Origin of the sequence: Collimonas pratensis, from assembly GCF_001584185.1 — a bacterium.
GTDB classification, from domain to species: domain Bacteria; phylum Pseudomonadota; class Gammaproteobacteria; order Burkholderiales; family Burkholderiaceae_D; genus Collimonas; species Collimonas pratensis.
In genome coordinates this window covers 223,083-243,921 of sequence record NZ_CP013234.1, presented here as the reverse complement: position 1 = coordinate 243,921, position 20,839 = coordinate 223,083, and the positions used below count along the sequence as shown (strand labels likewise).

The window sequence follows — 20,839 nt, the reverse complement described above, 5'->3', positions numbered from 1 at the left end:
CCGACAACAGCCCCTCTGGATACATAAGCCGCCAGCTAGCATTGGCCGAATCACAGTGGAATTGGTGCTCGTTTCGATGCTGTGACAGGATATGCTTTATGCAAATGCAGCGCCGTAATCAGCGCCTCTGTACTGGTGGATTTTGCGAAGTCTCTCTCGCTTTCACTTATACCGACCACGTGCAAAAAATCGAATCTCCCGGAGTCAAGTTGGGCAGATGCATCATAGTGGTTTGGCTTTGCAATTGCTAGGAACCGCAGCTTTGAATCGTCGCTTCCGTCAATCGCACCTCCGGCAGGCACTCGATGACCATAATCTAACGGCGCCATATCTCCAAATCGACCATGGCAGACCAACACATGATAGGCGAGAAGTCTGCGCAAAACTTGAATTGGCCAATCAGCTTGCTCGTACACTTCCATCACAAACTCAACACCCAACCAAGAGTACTCTACTGGGTTGTAATCTATCGGGGCAAGCTCCCACGGGGTAGACCCTCCGGACGTAACATAGAGCCATGAGTTGCGGGTATTCGTTGGAGGAAATTCAAACACTCCGAGATGAAGCCACCTTGGGTCCACGGCTTGGTTTCCGAAGACCTCTGAAAATAACTCTAAGTCCAAAGGGAAAATTCCTCGACCAGGCTGTCCGAATAGTCTTGGGTATAGTTGTTCCTCACGGTATTCCCAGACTTTCTCAAGTGAACTCACAAACACTCCTAATGCGAATATGGAAGAAGACTAGCAAAATTTCTGTAACTGGCAGTCCGTCCGCTTCTGGCCGAACTCAGGCAATGACGCGTGACTGTATCGGCTTTTGAAAAGTCATTTCGCGATCAACCGTAAATGCATACACAGTGGCTTATCCCTTACATTTTTGATCTGTTGGAATCTGCCGAACTCCTTCTGCGGGCGCCCCCGTCACTTCATCAATAATTTGTACGGCGCAGTGCATCCCGTTTCCTGATTGTGTCGCGCGATAAGTTCGACCGGCACTTGGAACAATCTCAAATTCTACAGAACATTTACTGTCGCAAAGAGGGGCTCCGCAGCTATACGTCGGGCCCGATAGTTTGCTCAATGTCCTGACAACGAGATATTTTTTTTCGTCCGCTTTCAACTGAATTTTCTTTTCGCCGGCGTACATCGCTGTAAAATTTCCGAGAGACTCCCCTGGAGGTTTCGAGCATTGCGCATCTGAATAATACAGCCATGAAGACATTGTGAGGTGTGGGTGATTCGTGACGATATGGAGTGTGGTCTGTGCAGCATCTTTTTGAGGCTCCACGTAGGGGCTTGCACAACCTCCCAGGAGCAATGCCAATAAAACTGGACTTAATATCGCGGCCATAGTCGTCATATGATTACCAAATGGTTGTTGTAAACAAGGGTTAAATGGGGTCTTATTTTGCCTTGTTGACGAACTGATGAGGGGGGGCTTAATTAAGTGGTGAGGATCGAGATATGTTGCCATATGGAAATCAATAGAACAACATTAATTTTATTGAATTCTCGACTACTCGGATAAAGTGAAATAGATTTGCGCAGCTGGATGCGTGAAAGTATGTCTGCTTTCGAATCGTGACATTGACCGTCTTCTTGTGGCCGAGGCTGTGTAAAAACGCTGTTGAGCGCTAATTCTAATCGGAAGTAAACGATTTGCGGCGATCCATGTCACACGGACAGATGACTCTGTTCGAGGTACACCTATGAAACGCTTCATTGAAGGGCGGGATCGCAGTCAACGCATTTTGCTTCCCGAGCAACTGGACGACTACGTTGCCGATAGCAACCCAGTGCGGGTAGTCGATGTTTTCGTCGATGAACTGGACCTGGTGCAAATGGGTTTCGAAGGAACAATGCCTGCACAAACAGGACGTCCGGCCTATCACCCATCGGTTCTTCTCAAGATTTACATCTACGGCTATCTCAATCGACTCCAATCAAGCCGTCGCCTGGAACGAGAGGCGCAGCGTAACATTGAACTGATGTGGTTGACAGGGCATTTGGCGCCGGACTTCAAGACTATCGCCAACTTCCGCAAAGACAATGGCCGTGCCATCTCCAATGTATGCAAGCAGTTCGTCGTGCTGTGTCAGCGACTTGGCCTGTTCTCTGAAGCGCTGGTCGCTATTGACGGCAGCAAATTCAAAGCCGTCAACAACCGCGACCGCAACTTCACCAGCGCCAAGCTGCAACGGCGCATGGAAGAGATCGCAGCGAGCATTGATCGCTATCTGACAGCCCTCGACACGGCGGATCGCCAAGAGCCGGACCGCAAGCAACTCACGACAACTCGACTGCATGAGAATATCGCAGCGCTCAAGGCGCAGATGCGAGAGCTTGAAGACATCCAATTAAAACTCCAGAAGACGCCGGATCAACAAGTCTCCCAAACCGATCCTGATGCACGGTCGATGAAGACGCGTGGTACAGGCGTCGTTGGCTACAACGTACAAACGGTGGTCGACGCAAAGCATCATCTGATTGTGGCGCACGAGGTGACCAACATCGGGAGCGACCGGGATCAACTGCACTCGATGAGCCGGCAAGCGCAAGAAGCGATTGGCACCGCATCGCTGACCGTAGTTGCTGATCGTGGTTACTTCAAAGGAGAAGAGATCCTGGCGTGCACACAAGCCGGCATCAACGTGATCGTCCCGAAGAACCTGACCTCCAATGCCTCTGCTGAAGGTCGGTTTGGCAAAGCGGATTTCATTTACGACGCACGCGCCAATGAATATCAGTGTCCCGCCGGAGAGCGATTGATCTGGCGTTTCACGAGCAAAGAGAAAGGCTTGAATTTGCACCGCTATTGGAGCTCGAATTGCCAGCAGTGCTCACTCAAATCCGCATGCACGCCAAGTCCTCAACGGCGCGTGACACGATGGGAGCATGAGTCTGTACTGGAGGCCATGCAGGAGCGGTTGGAACGAACGCCGAAGGCGATGCGAATACGCCGGCAAACTGTTGAGCATCCATTCGGCACCATCAAGGCATGGATGGGTGCTACGCACTTCCTCACCAAAACCAAGGCCCGAGTGAGCACCGAGATGAGCTTGCATGTCCTGGCTTACAACATGAAGCGGATGATCAACGTGCTGGGCGTGGGAACCTTGATGAAGGTGATGAGCGCATAGGCGCTTTTAGCGTCAGGAGATATGTTTGGAGACGGCTATTTACTCGGCCAAGGGAAATAGCCGCCGCGTTTGCAGGGCTCTCTATTATCAACAATGTCGCGTTAAAATGACGTGGATCTCGGCTCCCTTGATGGATTCAGCGTTTTTACACGGCCTCGGCCGGATGCGGCCTTTCAACTCGGCCATCAGCTAGCCAGCTGCTCACAACCGTTTCCCTCAGCTACCCAATAGCTAGCCGCATCCGCTTTCCTGCTTTCAAACCAAGAAAAATTCTGACTGGAATCATCAATCGATCGAAGGTGGATCGAGAATTTTCGGTAGAAAGTAGTTCTTCGATCAAACTTCCGGCTCATCCGCCGCAAACAATTCCAGCTCCCGCGCAAACCAGAAGCAAGCATAGGAAATTAAAGCAGCGCCGATGGCCAATACATATGCCAGCCGCTTGCCATGCCAAAGACTCCCCAGCCATTGGTTGAAACCGGCGATCAGCCTGCCAGAGGTACCGCCATACATTTCCATGTCGCGCACATAAGCCTTCGATTCGCCGGTGGCATAGGCGACGCCGTCCACCATCTGGTAACCGAGCCCGTGATTGCCGCCGTCGGCGGCGAAGTAATAGACCAGGCAGGCGCCCAGTAATCCAATTACCAAGACAATCACGCTTACCCGGTAGAGATGGCGCTGCAGCTTCTGGTTCTTGCTATCCATGTATTCCACACCAGTCCGTCATGACGATCTAGTCTATCTTGGTGCCACGGAATGGAAACGCCTGCTGCCGGATAAAACCATCCGGCATGTAATCCCCCACCACGCCATACTTCTCCGGAAAAGCCTTCTTGGCCTTGACCGCGGTGCCGAGGAAATAATCGATGAAGGCGAAGTGCGCGGCATAGTTCTTGTCGATCGCTTCGTCTTCCGAGGAGTGGTGCCAGTGATGGAAATCCGGGGTGACGAAGATGTAGCGCAGCGGCCCCCACGGCAGGTGCACATTGGAGTGGTTGAACACGGCCTGGAAGCCGACGATGATGATGTAGGCGTTGACCACCGACTTGTCGAAGCCGAGCACGAACAGCGGGCCCAGCACCAGCACGCGGGTGCAGATCAGTTCCAGGATGTGCTGGCGCGAGCCGGCCAGCCAGTCCATGGTCTTGACGCTGTGGTGCACCGAGTGGAAGCGCCACAGGAATGGCACCTCGTGATAGGCGCGGTGGGCCCCGTATTCCATCAGGTCGGCCACCAGCATGCACAGCAGCAGCTGCGGGATGAAGCTGATGGCGGCCACGGTGTTCTGGAAATCGGCGTGCACCATCCAGCCGAACACGCGGTGGATCATGACGTTGACCACCAGCAGCGCCAGACCGATGATGAAATGGTTGACGGCGAAATGCACCAGGTCGGTCTGCCATTCGAAGCGGAAGATGGCTTGCTTGCGGTACAGCGGGAACATCTTTTCGATCAGGACGAAGATCAGGGTCGAACCGAGCAGGTCGATGATGAACCAGTCGAGGCCGATGTACGGTGTGTGATCGGGAAATTCGCCGACGGCCACTTTAGAGCCGCCCCAGGCTACGGCTGCCAGCACCATCAGCAGCGCGGAGAAATTCAGCGAGCGCTGGCGGCCGAACAGGATGTTGGCCAGCGACAGCACGCCGGCGATCAGCAAGGCGCCGAACAGGATCTGGCGCATCAGGCTGACCGAGTACACATGGCGCAATTCGGGCGTGGTCAGGTATTGCGGGTAATGGAAGGCAAGCACGCCGAGCAGGCTGAGGAAACCCAGGCTGAGCGCGATCACGCTGGTGATGAGGCCGGTGCCGGGCTGCAGCTCGCCGCTCTGCTGCAGGATGCTGGTGGTGTCTTCCACCATGGCGGTGGTCAGGTGGCCGATCTTGGAAGACTTGGCGCGCGCAATGGGGTTCGACGTCGGGTCCTGGTCAGGCATGTGCGTCTCGATATGGGATTTGAAAGAAGATGCAGTATAGCAATGGCCCTGGACTTGTTAGTTGCTAATTTGCAACGACTGGGATAAATATCGCGCCGGCAGCCGGCTCATGTGGGGAAGCGGACCGGCGCACTCACATGAGCAGCCGATCCCGCGGCGGGCGATCAGCCCGGTACTTTGCCTTCTACGCCTTGCACGTAGAACTTGATGCCATGCAGGAAGCCATCGTCGGCGACGGCATCCTTGGCGACCTGCTCCTTGCCTGTATTGTCGACGATAGGACCTTTCCAGATTGGCGCGCTGCCATCGACGATACCTTTCTTGCGTTCGGCGATCAGCGCCTTGACGTCAGCCGGCAGGTCGGCATTGAAGGCGCCGAGGTCGATGCCGTCTTCTTTCAGGCCGATCCAGCTGGTGCTGGTTTTCCAGCTGCCGTCCAGCACCGCGCCGACGCGCTGGGTGTAGTACACGCCCCAGTTGATCATCGATGCCGCCTGGTGCGCTTTCGGGCCGAAGCTGGTCATGTCGCTATCCCAGCCGAAGGCGGATACGCCCTTTTCCTGGGCGGTCTGGACCACGGCGGCAGAGTCAGTGTTCTGCATCAGGACGTCGACGCCCTGACCGATCAGCGTGGTGGCAGCTTCGCGTTCCTTGCCCGGATCGAACCACTTGTTGACCCACACCACGCGCGTGGTGGCTTTCGGATTGACCGAGCGGGCGCCGAGGGTGAAGGCGTCGATATTGCGGATCACTTCAGGAATCGGCACCGAAGCCACCACGCCCAGCTTGCCCGACTTGCTGATCTTGCCTGCCACCACGCCGGCCAGGTAAGCGCCTTCATAGGTGCGGACATCGTACTGGGCCAGGTTGTCGGCCGTCTTGAAGCCGGTCGCGTGTTCGAATTTGACGTCCGGGAATTCCTTTGCCACCTTCAGCATCGCTTCCATGTAGCCGAAGCTGGTGCCGAAGATCAGCTTGTTGCCGTCCACCGCCAGCTGGCGGAACACGCGCTCTGCATCGGCGGCCGATTCCGGCACGTTTTCGACAAACGTGGTTTTTACCTTGTCGCCGAATTTTTCGTCGACTGCCTTGCGGCCCTTGTCGTGGGCGAAGGTCCAGCCGGCGTCGCCGACCGGGCCGATATACACGAACGCCACTTTCAGCGGATCGGCCTTGGCCGGCGCCGGTGCGGAGGCCGGCGGAGCAGCCGGCGCCGCCGCCTCTTCTTTCTTGCCGCAGCCCATGAGCGTGGCGGCAGTCAGTGCGGCCAGCATGGCCAGCGATGCCCTGCGTGATATCTTCATTGCTTATCTCCCTCTGTGTTGATGGTTGGTCAGCCTGCTATCTAATTTGATCTACTCAGCTGGCATCCGGCTTGAACGGCTTGCCCAGCGAGGCTGGCATGTTGAGCCGGATCCAGTCGGGGTTGCGCGAGATCAGCGCCAGCACCACGATGGTCGCCACGTACGGCGCCATCGACAGCACTTGCGATGGAATATTCACTCCCATGCCCTGCAGGTAAAACTGCAGGATGGTGACGCCGCCGAACAGCAAGGCGCCCAGCAGCACCCGCAGCGGCCGCCAGGTGGCGAAGGCGGTCAGCGCCAGCGCGATCCAGCCGCGCCCGGACACCAGGCCCTCGACCCACATCGGCGTGTACACCAACGATAAATAAGCGCCGGCCAGGCCGCAGCAGGCGCCGCCGAACAACAAGGCGGCGAAGCGTATCCAGCGCACCGGATAACCCAGTGCATGGGCCGATTCCGGCGATTCGCCGATGGCGCGCAGGACCAGGCCGGCGCGGGTGCGGTAGATGAACCAGGCGATGGCGCCGCACAGCAGCAGCGCCAGATAACTCATCCAGTGCTGCTGGAACAAGGCCGGGCCGAAGAAGGGGATATCCTTGAGCAGCGGAATGCCCATGGTTTGCGCCGGCAGGCCGAGGCCGACCAGGCTCTGGCCGAGGAAGGCCGAGAGCCCGGCGCCGAAGATCGAGAGGGCTAGGCCGGTGGCCACCTGATTGGTGGCCAGCACCAGCGCCAGCCAGGAAAACAACGCCGCCATGAGCACACCGCTGAGCGCGCCGGCAAGGAAACCGAGCATCGGGCTATGGGTGCTGTAGCCGACTGCGAAGCCGGCGATGGCGGCCACCAGCATCATGCCTTCTGCACCGAGGTTGAGAACGCCTGCGCGTTCGTTGATCAGCAAGCCGAGCGCCGCCAGCAGCAGCGGCGTGCCGGCGTTGATCGAAGCTGCGATTAGCGAGGCGAATTGTTCCATCTCAGATCCTCACTTTCCGGCGCAGGCGGTAATTGATCAGGGTATCGCTGGCCAGCAGCAGGAACAGCAACATGCCCTGGAACACGCCGGTGATGGCCGACGGCAGGCCGAGCCGCGATTGCGCCAGCTCGCCGCCCAGGTACAGCAGCGACATCACCAGCCCGCCCAGCACCGCGCCGACCGGATGCAGGCGGCCGATGAAAGCGACGATGATGGCGGCGAAACCATAGCCTGGCGAGACAGAGGGCAGCAACTGCCCGATCGGCCCGGCGATTTCAAAGGCGCCGGCCAGGCCGGCAAAGCCGCCGGAAATCAGCAGCGACACCCACAACGCGCTGCGGCTGGAAAAGCCGGCATAGCGTGCCGCATGGGGAGCGACGCCGCCGACCATCAGCGAAAAGCCGCGGAAGCTGCGCGTCATGAATACCGTCATCAGCACGGCCAGCACCAGCGTCACGGCAAAGCCGATATGCAGGCGCGTGCCGCTCAACAGCATCGGCAGCATGAACTCGTCGGAAAACACTTTCGATTGCGGGAAGTTCATGCCGTTGGGATCTTTCAACGGACCGTTCACCGCATACATCAGCAGCAGCTGGGCGACATAGGTCAGCATCAGCGACACCAGGATTTCGTTGGCGTTGAAGCGGTCGCGCAGCAAGGCCGTGATGCTGGCCCAGAAGGCGCCGCCGACGATGCCGACGAGGACCATCAGCAGCAGGCCGAGGCCGCCCGGTATCGCATGGCCAGGCACATCGAGGAACACCAGCATGGCGCCGGAAAACAGCGCGCCGACAGTGAACTGGCCTTCCGCCCCGATGTTCCAGATATTAGCGCGGAAGCACACTGCCAAGCCCAGCGCGCACAGTATCAGCGGCACCGATTTCAGCAGGAGTTCGCTGATGGCGCGCTTGCCGTTGAAGGGGTCGATCAGGAATACTTTGAGGCCAGCGAGCGGATCCTTGCCCAACGCAATGAACAGGAGCGCACCCAGCAGCATGGTCAGCACGATGGCGATCAACGGCGACCAGTAAGTCATGGCACGCGAAGGCGTGCCACGTAACTCCAGCTTCCAAGGCCACAGCTTATGCATGGGCGGCCTCCGCGGTATCTTGCCAGAGACCGCTCATCCACAGGCCGACCTGCTCACGCGTGGCTTGTTCGATGGCGATCGAGGGCGACAGCCTGCCCTTGGCGATTACGTGCAGGCGGTCGCACAGCGCAAACAGCTCATCCAGTTCTTCGGAAATGATCAGCACAGCGCAGCCTTCCTGTTTCAAGGCGAGGATTTCGGCATGGATCTGGGCGGCGGCGCCGACGTCCACGCCCCAGGTCGGCTGGGCGACGATGAACACGCTGGGCTTGCGCTCCAGTTCGCGGCCGACGATGAATTTCTGCAGGTTGCCGCCGGACAGGCTCTTGGCCAGCGCACCCGGGCCGCCGGCCTTGACCTTGAAGCGCTCGATGATGGAGGCGGCGCTCTTGCGCGCATAGGCGAAATCGATCATGCCGCGTTTGACGTAGGGCGCTTTCTGGTGCGACAGCAGCATGTTGGACGCCAGGTCCAGGGTCGGCACGGCGCCGCGCCCGAGTCGCTCTTCCGGCACCAGGCCGAGCCCGAGCGCACGGCGCGGATTGGGCGCCAGTTGCCCGGCGGCGCGGCCGGCCAGCATCACCATGTTCGGCGCGGCGCGCCGGTCTTCACCTGACAGCGCCGCCAGCAATTCCTGCTGGCCGTTGCCGGAAACGCCGGCAATGCCGACGATTTCACCGGCGCGCACTTCGCATTCGATATCCTTGAGTTCAGTGGCGAACAGATGCGCCTTCGGCAAACACAGGCGGTTGAGGTGCAGCTTGCGCTCGCTGCGCATGGAATCCGGATTGCGCTCGCGCTGCAAGCGCACCAGCTCGTCGCCGATCATCATGCGCGACAGGCCGGCGCTGGTTTCCTGGCGCGGATCGCAGATGCCGGTAACGCGGCCGCCGCGCATCACGGTGGCGCTGTGGCAGAGTGCGCGGATTTCATCCAGCTTGTGGCTGATATAGAGAATGCTGCAACCCTCGGCGGCCAGCTTGCGCAAGGTGACGAACAGCCGGTCCACCGCCTGCGGTGTCAGCACCGAGGTCGGCTCGTCCAGGATCAGCAGCTGCGGCTTGGTCAGCAGGGCGCGGACGATCTCGACGCGCTGGCGTTCGCCGACCGACAGGGTGTGTACGTGACGGTGCGGCTCCAGCTCCAATCCATATTTCTCGCCGGTCTGGCGGATCTGCGTCACCAGCTCAGCCATGCTGACGTCAGACGCCAGGCCGAGCGCAATATTTTCCGCGACGGTGAGGGTATCGAACAAGGAGAAGTGCTGGAACACCATGGCGATGCCGAGCTGGCGCGCAACATGCGGACTGGCGATATGCGCCAATTCGCCATTCCAGAAGATTTCGCCAGCGTCCGGCTTGACCGTGCCGAATATGATTTTCATCAGGGTCGACTTGCCGGCGCCGTTTTCACCCAGCACGGCGTGGATTTCGCCGGGCGCGACCGCGAGATTGATATCGTCGTTGGCCAGCACACCCGGATAGGCTTTGCGGATATGGGCAATCTGCAGACGCGGTATGGTTGAAGTCACTTCTTCTGCCTGTGTCAATGAAAGACCGTTGCAAAATGATTCCAGCATGATTGCGTTTGCCGTATTCGACGAATCTTCGGCGAACCGCGACGCAAGCGTCATGCTACCTCACTCAGCTGCTTACCGGCAGATTGCAGCGCAATCTTTTACCGGCATAAAGCTACTGCAAAAGCAAACTGCATGCCAGACTACGGCAACCGGCTTTCTGTGCATCCGGCCGATTCTTGATGCGCACCACGATGCGCCCCCTGGCGCGATTCCTGCCTAAGCCTGCCTGCCGCCGCGCCTATGCCTGGCGGCGCTGATTTGCGGTAGCATGACTGCAGACTGGTAATTCAAATTGAAAACAGAGCGCATGAAAAAAAAGACCGGTGACGCCACCCTCGCTCCTGCTGCAACCAGGCCCGCTTCAACCCGGGGCAGCGGCGTGGTCGATCAGAAAATCTACGATTCGGTGCTGAAAGCGGTCATGAGCCAGCGCCTGCCACCGGGCACCAAGCTGACCGAAGCCAGCCTGTGCGAACTGTTCGCGGTCAGCCGCACCATCGTGCGCAAAGCCATCCAGCGCCTGGCGCACGACCATATTCTGGAACTGCGGCCAAACCGCGGCGCCATCATTGCCCAGCCGACGCCGCAGGAAACACGCGAGATCTTCGCGGCGCGGCGCGCCATCGAAGCCATCATCGTGCCGCTGGCGGCGCAACATGCAACGCGCGCCCAGATTGCCCGGCTGCGCCAAATCGTCAAAGAAGAACATGCGTCCTTTCATAGCGGCGACCACGCCAAATGGATACGCCTTGGCGGCGAATTCCACATCCTGTTATCCGAGACAGCCGGCAATCCGGTACTGACCCGTTTCATGCGCGAGCTGGTCTCGCGCTGCTCCCTGATCATCGCCCTGTACCAGGCGCCCAACAAGACCGCCTGCCCCAACCACGAACATGAACACCTGATCGACGCCATTGCCGCCGGCGAGGTCGAACAGGCGATCCGCATGATGGACCAGCATCTGCTCGACATCGAAAACGCCTTGCTTCTGAGCGACGACGAACACGAAGTCAACCTGGCTGAAATCCTCGATCTTGCCTAGCATGGGGCACGTTTTCCAGGCCTATCTTAGGGCACATTCACACCTCGGCCAGCTGTCATAAAGTGTATACAAGTTATTTCAAAATGTCGCCATTTTGGCGCGCCGGCACGCACTAATCCGGCTCTTGCAACACCTTCGCCAGCCCCGTTTTGGCGCGACCCTCCCCAATAGAAGGCGTTATTTTTTGCCGAACACGCCAGCTTGTGCGGCAGCCGGGCTTATCACTTCTGCAAGTTGCGTAGGTTCAGATTTCGCTTCCTCGTATGTATACAATATGTTTCGATACAAATCGTAATATCGTTTTTTCCATTCTTCCTGCCAGGAAAAATTCTGGCACGGTCTTTGCGTTGAGTGAATCCGTTCTGGTCCGGCACGCATGTGGCAAGCCGCCGGCCCGCACAGCAGTCATAACTAAAACAAGCAAATCCGGTTTTATCAACGTCGATCACTGAGGGATGGAAAATGGGAAAAAAAGCGAGGGCACGCGCCCACATGCGTTGCGCAGGAAAGATGGTGCTGACATTGGGAGCCGCCTTGCCGTTCGGCGCGGCGCTGGCGCAGACCGCCGGCACCGCAGTGCCGGCAGCGGCCAGTCCGGCGGCGCAGGACGGTTCTTCATTGCAGCTGGAAACCATGACCGTCACCGCGCAGCGCAAGGTCGAGAAGATCAAGGACGTGCCGATCTCGGTGACCTTGCTCAAGGGCGAAACGCTCGATGTGCTCAACTCCGGCGGCCAGGATATCCGCGTGCTGGCGGCCAAGGTGCCTAGCCTGAATATCGAATCCTCCAACGGCCGCACCTTCCCGCGCTTCTATATCCGCGGCTACGGCAATACCGATTTTTCGACCTTTGCCTCGCAGCCGGTATCCCTGATATTCGATGACGTGGTGCAGGAAAACGCCGCCCTCAAAGGCTTTCCCATGTTCGACCTGGCGGGCGTCGAAGTGCTGCGCGGCCCGCAGGGTACGCTGTTCGGCCGTAATACGCCCGCCGGTGTCGTCAAGTTCGATTCGGCCAAGCCGAGCCTGGACAAGGTCTCCGGCTACTACAGCGTCTCTGATGGCACCCACAATACCGCCAATGTCGAAGCGGCGGTCAACGTGCCTTTGAGCGATCAATGGGCGATGCGCTTTTCGACGCTGGTCGAACACCGCGACAACTGGGTCAAGAATGACGGCGGCGGCACGCCTTTCCTGGAAGGCTATGACGAACGCGCCGGCCGCCTGCAGTTCCTGTACAAGCCGGACGGCACTTTCAACGCCTTGTTCAACATCCACGCCCGCGCCACCACCGGCAGCGCCCGTCTGTTCCGCGCCAATATCCTGGAGAAAGGCAGCGACGGTTTTGTCGCCGGCTTCGATCCGTCCCAGATCACCACCAACGCGCTCAACACGCAATCGCTGCATACCGCCGGCGGCAGCGCCCGCCTGTCCTGGAACCTGGACCAGGTCAAGCTGTACTCGATCACCGGTTATGAAACCATCTCCAGCTACTTCAGCCGCGGCGACATCGACGGCGGCACGCCGACCGGCCCCGGCTTCATCCCGTTCCAGGTACAGACCGGCGGCGGCGTCGCCGATCACAAGCAGTTTTCGCAGGAATTCCGGGTCGAGTCGAAGAATGAAGGGCCGCTCAACTGGCAGACCGGCTTGTACTACTTCTACGAAGATGTGGCCGGCAACAGCTCCAACTTCGACAGCACCACCCAGCTGCAGACCAGCTACCTGCAGAATCGCCAGAAAAATACGGCCTACGCTGTGTTCGGCTCGCTCACCTATGACGTCAACGACAGGCTGAAGCTGCGCGGCGGCCTGCGTTATACCGAGGACAAGAAGGATTTCTCGAATGAGGTCGCCAACAACGTCACCTTCACCGGCCCGGGCTCGATCAGCGAAAACAAATCGAACGTCAGCTGGGACCTCAGCGCCAACTACGCCTTGACCAATGACGTCAGCACCTATACCAGGGTAGCCACCGGCTTCCGCGCACCGAGTATCGCGGCGCCCTCTTCCTCGGTACCGATCACGGTCGCCAACGCCGAGACCATCACTTCCTATGAAGCGGGGATCAAGGCTGACCTGTTCAACCGCCGCGCCCGCGCCAACTTCAGCATCTACAGCTTCGACGTCAAGAACCAGCAGCTGACAGCCGTCGGCGGCAACTCCAACTCGATCATGCTGGTGAATGCGGCCAAGACCGTGGGCCGCGGCGCCGAGCTGGACCTGGAAGCCAACCTGAGCGAACGCCTGCGCGTGACCGTAGGCGGCAGCTACAACTACACGCAGATCCGCGATCCGAACCTGCTGGTGGCCGGCTGCGCTTCCTGCACCATGCTCAACACCCAGGTAAGGCCAGGCTTGTTTTCGATCGACGGCAATCCCTTGCCGCAAGCGCCGAAATGGATCGCCAACGTCACTGCACGCTACGGCATCCCGCTGGGCAACAACGACGAGCTGTACTTCTATACCGACTGGGCCTATCGCAGCAAGATCAACTTCTTCCTGTACAACTCGACCGAGTTCACCGGAAAACCGTTGCTGGAAGGTGGCTTGCGCGTGGGTTACAAGTGGGGCGGCGACAAATATGAAATCGCTGCATTCGGCCGCAACATCACCAACAAGATCGTGGCGGTCGGCGGCATCGACTTCGACAACCGGACCGCCTTCATCAACGATCCGCGCATGTTCGGCGTACAGTTCCGGTCGAATTTTTAAGCTGCCGGGCAGTTCAATCGCAACGGCACTTCCTGGGTGGCGCGGCTGCCGCCCAGGATGCCTGCGCAAGCTTCCATCGGAGGAGACACATGCATAAGGCTAACGGTTCCGGCCAACCCTGGCAACGGCTGGCAGCAGCCGCATGTTCCGCGCTGGCGATCGGCATCGCCTTGCTGGCGCCGCTCAGCGCCGCAGCGCAAGCCGCCTTGCCGGAGCAAAAGACTGCGTTGCTGTTTGGCGCCAACATCCGCTATTACGATCTCGGCAGCGGTCCGGTGATAGTGCTGGTGCACGGCCTCGGCAGCAGCGCCAAGGGCGACTGGGGCAAGGTCATGCTGGCGCTGGCGCAGACGCACAGGGTGCTGGCGCTGGACCAGCTCGGCTTCGGCAATTCCGACAAGCCGCAGGTCGATTTCGGGATCCAGACCTGGGTCGATTTCCTGGGCGAGTTCCTGCGCCAGAACCAGGTCAGCGATTTCACCCTGGTGGGTGAATCGCTGGGCGGCTGGATCTCTGCGCAGTACACCATACAAGCCTTGCGCGGCGTCGCTGCCGGCACTAGCCTGGCGTTGCCGAAACCGTCACGGCTGGTGTTGTCCGATTCGGCAGGCTTGAACGCCACCATGAAACACCTGTTTGCACCGCCCGCTGCCGGCAAAAAGAGCGTGGTGGGCGCCTCGCTGGCCGGAGAAAAGCAGCTGTTGGCGAGTGTCTTTCATTCGCCTTCCTACCAGACCGACCAAGCCTTGCGCGACGGTCTTGCCTGGAGCCTGGCAAAAGGCGATGCCTGGGCTATCCGCGCAGTGCGCAATCCGGCTTTGCTGAGCGAAACCGTCGATGGCGAACTGAGCGCCATCACGATCCCGACCCTGGTGCTATGGGGTGAACATGACAGCTTGCTACCGTTGAAAGACGGCCGCTACTTCGCCTCCCACATCCGCGGCGCCGAACTCAAAGTCATTGCCGATAGCGGCCACGCGCCGATGATCGAAACCCCCGACGCCTTCCTGGCGGCGCTGCAACCTTTTTTACGATAGCCTGCCGCGGCTTCCGCGCCATGCCTGTTTTTTCTATTTGAAAGTACTTATGAAATCGACTTCGACACGCCGCCGCTTACTATCGACGGTATTCATGCTGGGACTGGCGGTAGCGGCCACCTTGCCGCTGCAGGCCCAGGCCGAAGGCAAGCGCAAGGTGATCATCGACGACGACATCGGCGGGCCAAGGGCAGCGCAGCTGATGGCGATCCAGTCGCCGGACGTGGAAGTGCTGGGCATCACGATTGTCAGCGGCTCGACCTGGCGCGACGAAAACATCGCGCACGCGCTCCGCACGCTGGAAGTGATAGGACGCAGCGATATCCCGGTCGTGCCCGGTTCGACCTTCCCCTTGCTGAACACCCAGGAAACCACGCGCCGCTGGGAAGCCTTGTACGGCAAGCTGGTCTACAAGGGCGCCTGGATGGATGAAAAATGGCCGGACGGCACCATCCAGAGCCAGCCCAACTATCATGCCCACGACTTCGTGCCGCAGCTGCCGGAAGGCATGCCGCATACCAAGGCCGCCAACGAAATCGCTGCCAATTTCATGATCAGGAAAGTGCATGAATTTCCGGGCCAGGTCACCATCCTGGCCACCGGCCCGATGACCAATGTCGCGCTGGCGATCAGCCTCGACCCGAGTTTCGCCGCCACCGCCAAGGAAATCGTCTACATGGGCGGCAGCCTCAATCCGCACCAGATGCTGCCGTCCAAATCGGCAGAACAGTTTGCCCGCGAATACATCAACACGCCGCGCCTGGAATTCAACTTCCGCTGGGATCCGGAAGCCGCCAAGATCGCCTTGCGCGCGCCTTGGAAGCGGATCGTCATGGTGCCGGCCGATCCGTCCACCGCAACCGAACTCAGCGCCAAGCTGCTGAGCGACATGACCAAGTCCGGCACGCCGTTGGCGCAGATGGTGAAAAAAGTCACCGAAACCGGCTTTCCGCTGTGGGATGAACTGGCTACCGCGGTCTGGCTGGATCCGACGCTGATCAGTAAATCTGACCAGCTGTACGTCAGCATCGATACCGACTTCGGCGCCGGCTATGGCAATACCTTGTCCTGGCCTGCCGCTTATGCGCCGCCAGGCCTGATCGCCAGCCCGACCACGGTGGTGCGCGAAGTCAACGTGCCGGCTTTCGAAAAACTGATGATCAAGCTGATGAACCTGCCGACGCCGCCGACACCAGCGCCAGCCGCAGGCAGTCGATAAGCGGAGCGCAGCAGCCATGCCTGCCTGGACCAGGAATATTCTGAACGCCATCTTGCCGGCCGCGGCGGTCACGCTGGCGCTGCTGTTTGCACAATCGACGCATGCGGCACCCGCGGCAGCAACCGAGCAAGTCATCGTCGATACCGACATCGGCGACGATATCGACGATGCCTTTGCCGTAGCCTTGCTTCTCAACAGTCCCGAATTCGAGATCCTGGGTTTCACTACTGCCTGGGGCGATACCGGCTTGCGCGCGCAGCTGCTGGAGCGCCTGTTGCGCGAAACCGGGCATGGCAAGATTCCTGTTGCGCGCGGCATCGCCACGACCAGCATGACGCCATTCACCCAGGCGCGCTGGGCGCAGCGCGGCAGCTTGCCGGCGCAGACCGCGCCGGCGGCAGATTTCCTGCTGCAGCAGATCCGCCTGCATCCGGGTCAGATTACCTTGATTGCCCTGGGTCCCTTGACCAATATCGGCGCGGCGATCGCGCGCGATCCGGCGACCTTTCGCCAACTCAAGCGGGTGGTGCTGATGGGAGGATCGGTCAGGGTGGGTTACCGGAAATCGGAATACGTTGCGTCGCGTCCGCCGGACAAGGAATACAACATTGCGGCCGATACTCCGGCTGCGCAAAAACTGTTTTCCTCGGGTGTGCCGATTGTCATGATGCCGCTCGATTCCACCCAGGTCAGGCTGGACGCAGTCGAACGCAACGCCTTGTTCGGGCATGGCTCGGCGCTGACCGATGCGCTGACGCTGCTGTACCATCAGTGGACCGACAGCTATCAGCCGTGGTCCAGCGATACGCCGACGCTGTTCGACGTGGTGCCGGTCGCCTACCTCGCCGACCAACGCATCTGCCCGACCACGGCCTTACGCATCGCGGTGGACCAGGAAGGCTATACCAGGGAAGAAGCAGGCGCCGCCAACGCCGAAGTCTGCCTGGCGCTCGACAAGCCGCGCTTCCTCGATCTGTTCATGCAGCGCCTGTTGCAGTAATCCTGTTACAGTCCACCAGTGCTTACTGGGCGGTCTTGTCCGAAGGATAGAGCAACGAATCGCGCAACAGGTAGCCCATCGGCATGCCCATGTTGACCTTCTTCGATCCATGCGGTTGGGTAAACCAGAAACTGTAGATCTTCTGGAAGTCGCCCTCGTTGATCATCCGTACCATTTCCTTGTCGACCAGCTGCTTGAAGGCCGGATCGTCCTTGCGGAACATCAGGGAATATTGTTCGATCGAGAGCGGATCGCCCAGCACGGTAAAGTCGGACGGCGTCTTGGCGGTGGCGCGCAGGCTGTACAGCAGCACGTCGTCCATGGCGTAGGCATCGGCCTTGCCCTGCTCGACGAAGCTGAACGATTCAGCATCGTCCTTGGCTTCCACTACCTTGATATTGAGCGAACGCACATTGCTGCGATCGTTGACCAGGTCGATGGTGGTGGTGCTCTTGGTGATGACGATGGTCTTGCCGCGCAGGTCGGACCAGTTCTTGATGTCGCTGCCCTTCTTGACGATCATGCGCACGCTGGAAAAGAAGTTCGGCACGGTAAAGCCGACGCGGGTGCGGCGCTCGGCGTTATTCGTGGTGGAGCCGCATTCCATGTCGGCCTTGCCGTCGATGATGCTGGAAAAACGGGTAGTCGAATCGACCGGCACATACGCCACCTTGAGATTCGGCAGCTTCAGTTCACGTTTGACGGCATCGGCGATTTTCAGGCACATGTCGATCGAATACCCGACGATCTGCTTGTTTTCATCGGTATAGGAAAACGGCGCCGTTTCGCGGTAAGCGAAGGTGATGGTCTGGCTGTCGCGGATCTTGCTGAGGGTGTCGCCGGCATTGGCGGCTAGTGGTGTCAGGATACATAAAAAGGTCAAACCGTGCTTGATCACACCACGCATACAGAACACTCCGATAAGTCGCGAAAGGCTGCCGCCGGCATCACCGACGGCAGGCGGAAAACTGGTTGAGGACGTTAATTTCCTCGCGACAATATATCAGCACTTCATGCGCTTGCGGCGGCTGTTACAAATTGGATACGCGATTTCTACGGTTAGTCAAATCGGCAATTCCCGCCAGCCGCCGCTGATGCAACAGCTACGATTTGGCGGCGTAGAAACGGTAGACCGCCTGGTAAGGCACGCGTGTCTGCTGGCCCAGCCGCGCCTGGTCGCAACCGTCCGCCGGCGCGGCGCCGCCTAAAGTCTGCAAGCGCTGGATGCTTTGCGTCAGGCCGAAGACGCCGATTCCCGAAGTCGATTTGGCGCTCAGGAGCAGCCATGCGATGGCGTCCGCATCGGGCGCCTTGCTTTGCGCCTGGACCGCGCCGACCACCTTGCTGCCATCGTTCGATTCCCAGGTCGGGCCAGCATAGTGCTTACCGATCTTGTTGTCCTGCTGGTCATACAACTCGGCCTGCGGCGCTACGAAATGCCATTCGAATTTCGAAGCGTCGGCCGGTGTCGCCGCACATTGGTAGATTTGTACGCCGGTGGCCTTAGCCTCCAGCGTCAGGACCTGGTTGGCGGCAACCTGCAAGTTGTCCGGCACTGCGATCGGCGCCTGCGCCGGAATGCTAACGCAGGCGGCAAGAAAGGGCGCACACCCGGCCAGCAGTGCAATGCTTCGTACTTTTTTCAACATGTTGTTTTCTCCACAATAGGGTTGGCACGGGCCACCTCTAGTTGCCCGTAAGCATCCCCATTGTAAGCGCAGCGCCCTTCCTGCGCCCGCGGCCTAGGCGCGCTCCTTGAACCACGCCGCGGTGGCGGCATCGGCCGGGAAAAAGGATTCGATCCGCAGCTCGTGCACGGTGACGTCGTGCGGCGTACCCATGGTGGCGATCGCGGTGAACAGGTTCAGCTCGACGCCGTCCTTGCGGATCTTCAGCGGCAGGAATGGCAGCACCCGCGTATCGAGATTCGGCGTCTGCGTCGCCGCCCGAATGCCGGGTAGCGCTACCAGCTGCTCCAGCAGCCCGGTGGCTTCGCTGCCGGGGCCGTCGCTCATGGCTTCGCGCTGGATCCAGTGCAGCAGGTCGGCGCTGACCTCCTGCCAGTTGAGCAGATGCTTGCGGATCGCCTGCGGATCCAGCATCAGCTTGAGGATGTTGATGCCTTCGCGCGGCAAGGGCTGCGCTTCCGGCATATCCAGCAGCCAGCGCATCATCATGGCAGCCGGGCCGTTGCTCATCACCAGGTTCCACAGCCGGTCCACCACCAGCGCCGGATACGGCGCCTGCTGGGCCAGCATGAAATCCAGCGCCTGCTTGACCGCAGCCAGTTCCGGATCGGACAATTTTCGCTCCTGGTAAGCTGGCGCGAAACCCGCCGCCAGCAGCATCACGTTACGCTGGCGCAGCGGAATGTCGAGCGCCGTGCCCAGCTTCAGGATCAGCTCCCGGCTCGGCTGCGCACGGCCGCTCTCCAGGAAACTGATGTGGCGCTGCGAGATATGGCTTTCGGCCGACAGGCGCAGCTGGCTGTAGCCGCGCTTGTCGCGCCAGTAGCGCAAGGCCGCCGCGAAGTCATTGAAGTAGCGGTGCCGCGCGCCTGCTTCTGCGCCCGCTTTGGCGCCTTGTTTTGCGCCAGTGCTACGGCCCGGCTCCGCCACCATCTGTGATGCACCCATGAGCTGCCTCCGAAGAATTATCCGTAGTGTAGCGCGGGCTATGCAGGTACGTTCATCGCGTCCAGGAAGCCGGTAACGCTGCGGATGCGGCCATCAGCTGCCACCACCGCGACATCGGTGCCGTAAGCGACCGGCTCAGCGCCGTCCGCGCCCAGGGTCCAGGAGAAACGCACCACATCGTTGTGGCCATCCTGCTTGCCATGCAAACGGAAGCGCAGGTCGGCGAACTGCTGCTGCACCGCGCCTATCATGGCGTCCAGGCCGTCATGGCCGCTGCTGCGCGCCATCGGGTCGAGATACGTTGCATCGGGCGTAAACACGTTGGTGATCAGGGCGCGGCGGCGTACTGCGTCGGTTTCGCTCCAGGCTGCAATGTAGCGGCTGGCGATGGCATTGGCTTGATCGGCGATAGTTGCAGTTTGGTTGATGTCAGTCATGATCGTGCTCCTTCAAGGAATCGCTGGTTAGAGGAAAATGGTTTTGTCGTTGTCGACAGAATCATTCTCCGCGCGCTAGCGGGCACGGTCGATTACCTCCCAGGTAATCAGACTGCAGAGGCATTGCCGGATTCGCAAGATGCCATCTATCAGTGGAGTTGGGGCTGTCCCTGAGCACCGGCCTGGGCCGTTTTTCTCGGATCGACTGCAGCCAGCAGCTGATGCGCGACATTGTCTACTTCGCTTTTCGGCAGCACCCCTCTGGCGGCAAACGCCTGCATCTCCTTGATCAGTTCCGCCACCTGCTGGCGCTGCTGCTCCGGCGCCAGTTTCGGCAAGGTCTCGCCGAGGCCGGTGATGCGGTCCTGCATCTGCGTTACCGCGACGGCGTCGCGGATTTTCTCTTCTCGCCGCGGATCGTTTGCCCAGCGTTCTTCCAGCATCGCAATGTTCAGCAGACGCTCCGCCGGCCCGGGTTGGCTGGCGGCCGCGGTCGATGCCGTCACTGAAAACGGCGACGCTGGCGAGACGGCGCCAGGCATGGCGGCGGCACTGCCCGCCGTCCCACCTGCCATGGCTATTGGTGATACCGGCGTCACGCCGGCAGCTGGCGGCGCCGGCGCATGCGCATCGCCGGTCGGGAAAATGCCGGCCGCGATGCCGCCGCATGCCGCGGCCAGCACCACAGCTCCCCAAAGAAATCGTGTTCCAGCCATGGCATCG

At 59.8% G+C, this 20,839-nt stretch carries 20 protein-coding genes; 7 read left to right on the top strand and 13 right to left on the bottom strand.

Translation table 11 applies throughout. The annotated features are described in order from the left end of the window. Nucleotides 1–50 precede the first annotated feature (50 nt). Together CPter91_RS25485 and CPter91_RS26345 are read right to left on the bottom strand one after the other, a co-directional pair. Nucleotides 51–710, bottom strand: a complete 660-nt coding sequence (locus CPter91_RS25485) for a suppressor of fused domain protein (protein ID WP_167595121.1) — start codon at nucleotides 708–710, stop codon at nucleotides 51–53. Between the two features lie 151 nt (nucleotides 711–861). Next, the gene (locus CPter91_RS26345; protein WP_150119594.1) at nucleotides 862–1,473 is read right to left on the bottom strand and encodes a hypothetical protein; all 612 of its coding nucleotides are present in this window, start codon (nucleotides 1,471–1,473) and stop codon (nucleotides 862–864) included. A 235-nt stretch (nucleotides 1,474–1,708) separates the two neighbouring features. On the opposite strand from CPter91_RS26345, the gene CPter91_RS01100 reads away from it, so the two are divergent. Then, the gene (locus CPter91_RS01100; protein WP_061935832.1) at nucleotides 1,709–3,139 is read left to right on the top strand and encodes an IS1182 family transposase; all 1,431 of its coding nucleotides are present in this window, start codon (nucleotides 1,709–1,711) and stop codon (nucleotides 3,137–3,139) included. Nucleotides 3,140–3,475: 336 nt separating this feature from the next. On the opposite strand, the gene CPter91_RS01095 is transcribed toward CPter91_RS01100, so the two are convergent. From CPter91_RS01095 to CPter91_RS01070, 6 genes are all read right to left on the bottom strand, one after another. Beyond that, nucleotides 3,476–3,847, bottom strand: coding sequence for a hypothetical protein (locus CPter91_RS01095; protein ID WP_061935826.1), 372 nt, complete (start codon nucleotides 3,845–3,847; stop codon nucleotides 3,476–3,478). Nucleotides 3,848–3,875: 28 nt separating this feature from the next. Further along, nucleotides 3,876–5,006, bottom strand: coding sequence for a sterol desaturase family protein (locus tag CPter91_RS01090; protein WP_236906078.1), 1,131 nt, complete (start codon nucleotides 5,004–5,006; stop codon nucleotides 3,876–3,878). 239 nt (nucleotides 5,007–5,245) lie between these two features. Beyond that, nucleotides 5,246–6,385, bottom strand: a complete 1,140-nt coding sequence (locus CPter91_RS01085; RefSeq protein ID WP_061935824.1) for a BMP family ABC transporter substrate-binding protein — start codon at nucleotides 6,383–6,385, stop codon at nucleotides 5,246–5,248. Between the two features lie 55 nt (nucleotides 6,386–6,440). Next, nucleotides 6,441–7,361 carry an ABC transporter permease gene (locus tag CPter91_RS01080; RefSeq protein WP_061935820.1) on the bottom strand — a complete coding sequence of 307 codons (921 nt, stop codon included), beginning with the start codon at nucleotides 7,359–7,361 and terminating at the stop codon, nucleotides 6,441–6,443. A gap of 1 nt (nucleotide 7,362) precedes the next feature. After that, nucleotides 7,363–8,451 carry an ABC transporter permease gene (locus tag CPter91_RS01075; protein WP_061935818.1) on the bottom strand — a complete coding sequence of 363 codons (1,089 nt, stop codon included), beginning with the start codon at nucleotides 8,449–8,451 and terminating at the stop codon, nucleotides 7,363–7,365. Next, nucleotides 8,444–10,030: an ABC transporter ATP-binding protein gene (locus CPter91_RS01070; protein ID WP_061945705.1), complete on the bottom strand. Its 1,587-nt coding sequence runs from the start codon at nucleotides 10,028–10,030 to the stop codon at nucleotides 8,444–8,446. Before CPter91_RS01070 ends, CPter91_RS01075 begins: the two co-directional genes overlap by 8 nt. On the opposite strand from CPter91_RS01070, the gene CPter91_RS26340 reads away from it, so the two are divergent. From CPter91_RS26340 to CPter91_RS01045, 6 genes are all read left to right on the top strand, one after another. Further along, a complete protein-coding gene (locus CPter91_RS26340) occupies nucleotides 9,969–10,250 on the top strand; it encodes a hypothetical protein (protein ID WP_167595116.1) in 282 nt (93 codons plus the stop codon). The two genes, CPter91_RS01070 and CPter91_RS26340, sit on opposite strands and share 62 nt — an antisense overlap. A gap of 87 nt (nucleotides 10,251–10,337) precedes the next feature. Then, a complete protein-coding gene (locus tag CPter91_RS01065) occupies nucleotides 10,338–11,072 on the top strand; it encodes a GntR family transcriptional regulator (protein ID WP_061935814.1) in 735 nt (244 codons plus the stop codon). 492 nt (nucleotides 11,073–11,564) lie between these two features. Beyond that, complete coding sequence (locus tag CPter91_RS01060; RefSeq protein WP_099047149.1) at nucleotides 11,565–13,787, top strand: TonB-dependent receptor; 2,223 nt, start codon at nucleotides 11,565–11,567, stop codon at nucleotides 13,785–13,787. Between the two features lie 89 nt (nucleotides 13,788–13,876). Then, complete coding sequence (locus CPter91_RS01055) at nucleotides 13,877–14,824, top strand: alpha/beta fold hydrolase (RefSeq protein ID WP_061935811.1); 948 nt, start codon at nucleotides 13,877–13,879, stop codon at nucleotides 14,822–14,824. 49 nt (nucleotides 14,825–14,873) lie between these two features. Continuing rightward, nucleotides 14,874–16,043 (top strand): nucleoside hydrolase, encoded by a 1,170-nt coding sequence (locus tag CPter91_RS01050; RefSeq protein WP_082792515.1) that lies wholly within the window; start codon nucleotides 14,874–14,876, stop codon nucleotides 16,041–16,043. A 16-nt stretch (nucleotides 16,044–16,059) separates the two neighbouring features. Then, a complete protein-coding gene (locus CPter91_RS01045; protein WP_061935808.1) occupies nucleotides 16,060–17,043 on the top strand; it encodes a nucleoside hydrolase in 984 nt (327 codons plus the stop codon). 22 nt (nucleotides 17,044–17,065) lie between these two features. On the opposite strand, the gene CPter91_RS01040 is transcribed toward CPter91_RS01045, so the two are convergent. The 5 genes from CPter91_RS01040 to CPter91_RS01020 all read right to left on the bottom strand — a co-directional run bounded on the left by CPter91_RS01040 (nucleotide 17,066) and on the right by CPter91_RS01020 (nucleotide 20,832). Then, entirely contained in the window at nucleotides 17,066–17,950 is an 885-nt protein-coding gene (locus CPter91_RS01040; RefSeq protein WP_231880015.1) for an amino acid ABC transporter substrate-binding protein, read from the bottom strand. Between the two features lie 196 nt (nucleotides 17,951–18,146). Then, nucleotides 18,147–18,692, bottom strand: coding sequence for a DUF3455 domain-containing protein (locus tag CPter91_RS01035; protein WP_061935802.1), 546 nt, complete (start codon nucleotides 18,690–18,692; stop codon nucleotides 18,147–18,149). Nucleotides 18,693–18,785: 93 nt separating this feature from the next. Next, nucleotides 18,786–19,679 (bottom strand): helix-turn-helix domain-containing protein, encoded by an 894-nt coding sequence (locus CPter91_RS01030; RefSeq protein ID WP_061935799.1) that lies wholly within the window; start codon nucleotides 19,677–19,679, stop codon nucleotides 18,786–18,788. A 38-nt stretch (nucleotides 19,680–19,717) separates the two neighbouring features. Then, nucleotides 19,718–20,116 carry a nuclear transport factor 2 family protein gene (locus CPter91_RS01025; protein WP_061935796.1) on the bottom strand — a complete coding sequence of 133 codons (399 nt, stop codon included), beginning with the start codon at nucleotides 20,114–20,116 and terminating at the stop codon, nucleotides 19,718–19,720. Nucleotides 20,117–20,265: 149 nt separating this feature from the next. After that, complete coding sequence (locus CPter91_RS01020) at nucleotides 20,266–20,832, bottom strand: hypothetical protein (protein WP_150119592.1); 567 nt, start codon at nucleotides 20,830–20,832, stop codon at nucleotides 20,266–20,268. Nucleotides 20,833–20,839: the final 7 nt, after the last annotated feature.

Excerpts from the sequence above, each read along its gene's own strand:
- CPter91_RS01050 (WP_082792515.1), top strand. The coding sequence starts at position 14,874 with ATGAAATCGACTTCGACACGCCGCCGCTTACTATCGACGGTATTCATG.
- CPter91_RS01080 (WP_061935820.1), bottom strand. The coding sequence starts at position 7,361 with ATGGAACAATTCGCCTCGCTAATCGCAGCTTCGATCAACGCCGGCACG.
- CPter91_RS01090 (WP_236906078.1), bottom strand. The coding sequence starts at position 5,006 with ATGGTGGAAGACACCACCAGCATCCTGCAGCAGAGCGGCGAGCTGCAG.
- CPter91_RS01035 (WP_061935802.1), bottom strand. The coding sequence starts at position 18,692 with ATGTTGAAAAAAGTACGAAGCATTGCACTGCTGGCCGGGTGTGCGCCC.
- CPter91_RS01020 (WP_150119592.1), bottom strand. The coding sequence starts at position 20,832 with ATGGCTGGAACACGATTTCTTTGGGGAGCTGTGGTGCTGGCCGCGGCA.
- CPter91_RS01100 (WP_061935832.1), top strand. The coding sequence starts at position 1,709 with ATGAAACGCTTCATTGAAGGGCGGGATCGCAGTCAACGCATTTTGCTT.
- CPter91_RS01045 (WP_061935808.1), top strand. The coding sequence starts at position 16,060 with ATGCCTGCCTGGACCAGGAATATTCTGAACGCCATCTTGCCGGCCGCG.
- CPter91_RS26340 (WP_167595116.1), top strand. The coding sequence starts at position 9,969 with ATGGTTGAAGTCACTTCTTCTGCCTGTGTCAATGAAAGACCGTTGCAA.
- CPter91_RS01095 (WP_061935826.1), bottom strand. The coding sequence starts at position 3,847 with ATGGATAGCAAGAACCAGAAGCTGCAGCGCCATCTCTACCGGGTAAGC.
- CPter91_RS01060 (WP_099047149.1), top strand. The coding sequence starts at position 11,565 with ATGCGTTGCGCAGGAAAGATGGTGCTGACATTGGGAGCCGCCTTGCCG.
- CPter91_RS26345 (WP_150119594.1), bottom strand. The coding sequence starts at position 1,473 with ATGGCAACATATCTCGATCCTCACCACTTAATTAAGCCCCCCCTCATC.
- CPter91_RS01085 (WP_061935824.1), bottom strand. The coding sequence starts at position 6,385 with ATGAAGATATCACGCAGGGCATCGCTGGCCATGCTGGCCGCACTGACT.
- CPter91_RS01030 (WP_061935799.1), bottom strand. The coding sequence starts at position 19,679 with ATGGGTGCATCACAGATGGTGGCGGAGCCGGGCCGTAGCACTGGCGCA.
- CPter91_RS01040 (WP_231880015.1), bottom strand. The coding sequence starts at position 17,950 with ATGCGTGGTGTGATCAAGCACGGTTTGACCTTTTTATGTATCCTGACA.
- CPter91_RS01075 (WP_061935818.1), bottom strand. The coding sequence starts at position 8,451 with ATGCATAAGCTGTGGCCTTGGAAGCTGGAGTTACGTGGCACGCCTTCG.
- CPter91_RS01025 (WP_061935796.1), bottom strand. The coding sequence starts at position 20,116 with ATGACTGACATCAACCAAACTGCAACTATCGCCGATCAAGCCAATGCC.
- CPter91_RS01055 (WP_061935811.1), top strand. The coding sequence starts at position 13,877 with ATGCATAAGGCTAACGGTTCCGGCCAACCCTGGCAACGGCTGGCAGCA.
- CPter91_RS01065 (WP_061935814.1), top strand. The coding sequence starts at position 10,338 with ATGAAAAAAAAGACCGGTGACGCCACCCTCGCTCCTGCTGCAACCAGG.
- CPter91_RS01070 (WP_061945705.1), bottom strand. The coding sequence starts at position 10,030 with ATGCTGGAATCATTTTGCAACGGTCTTTCATTGACACAGGCAGAAGAA.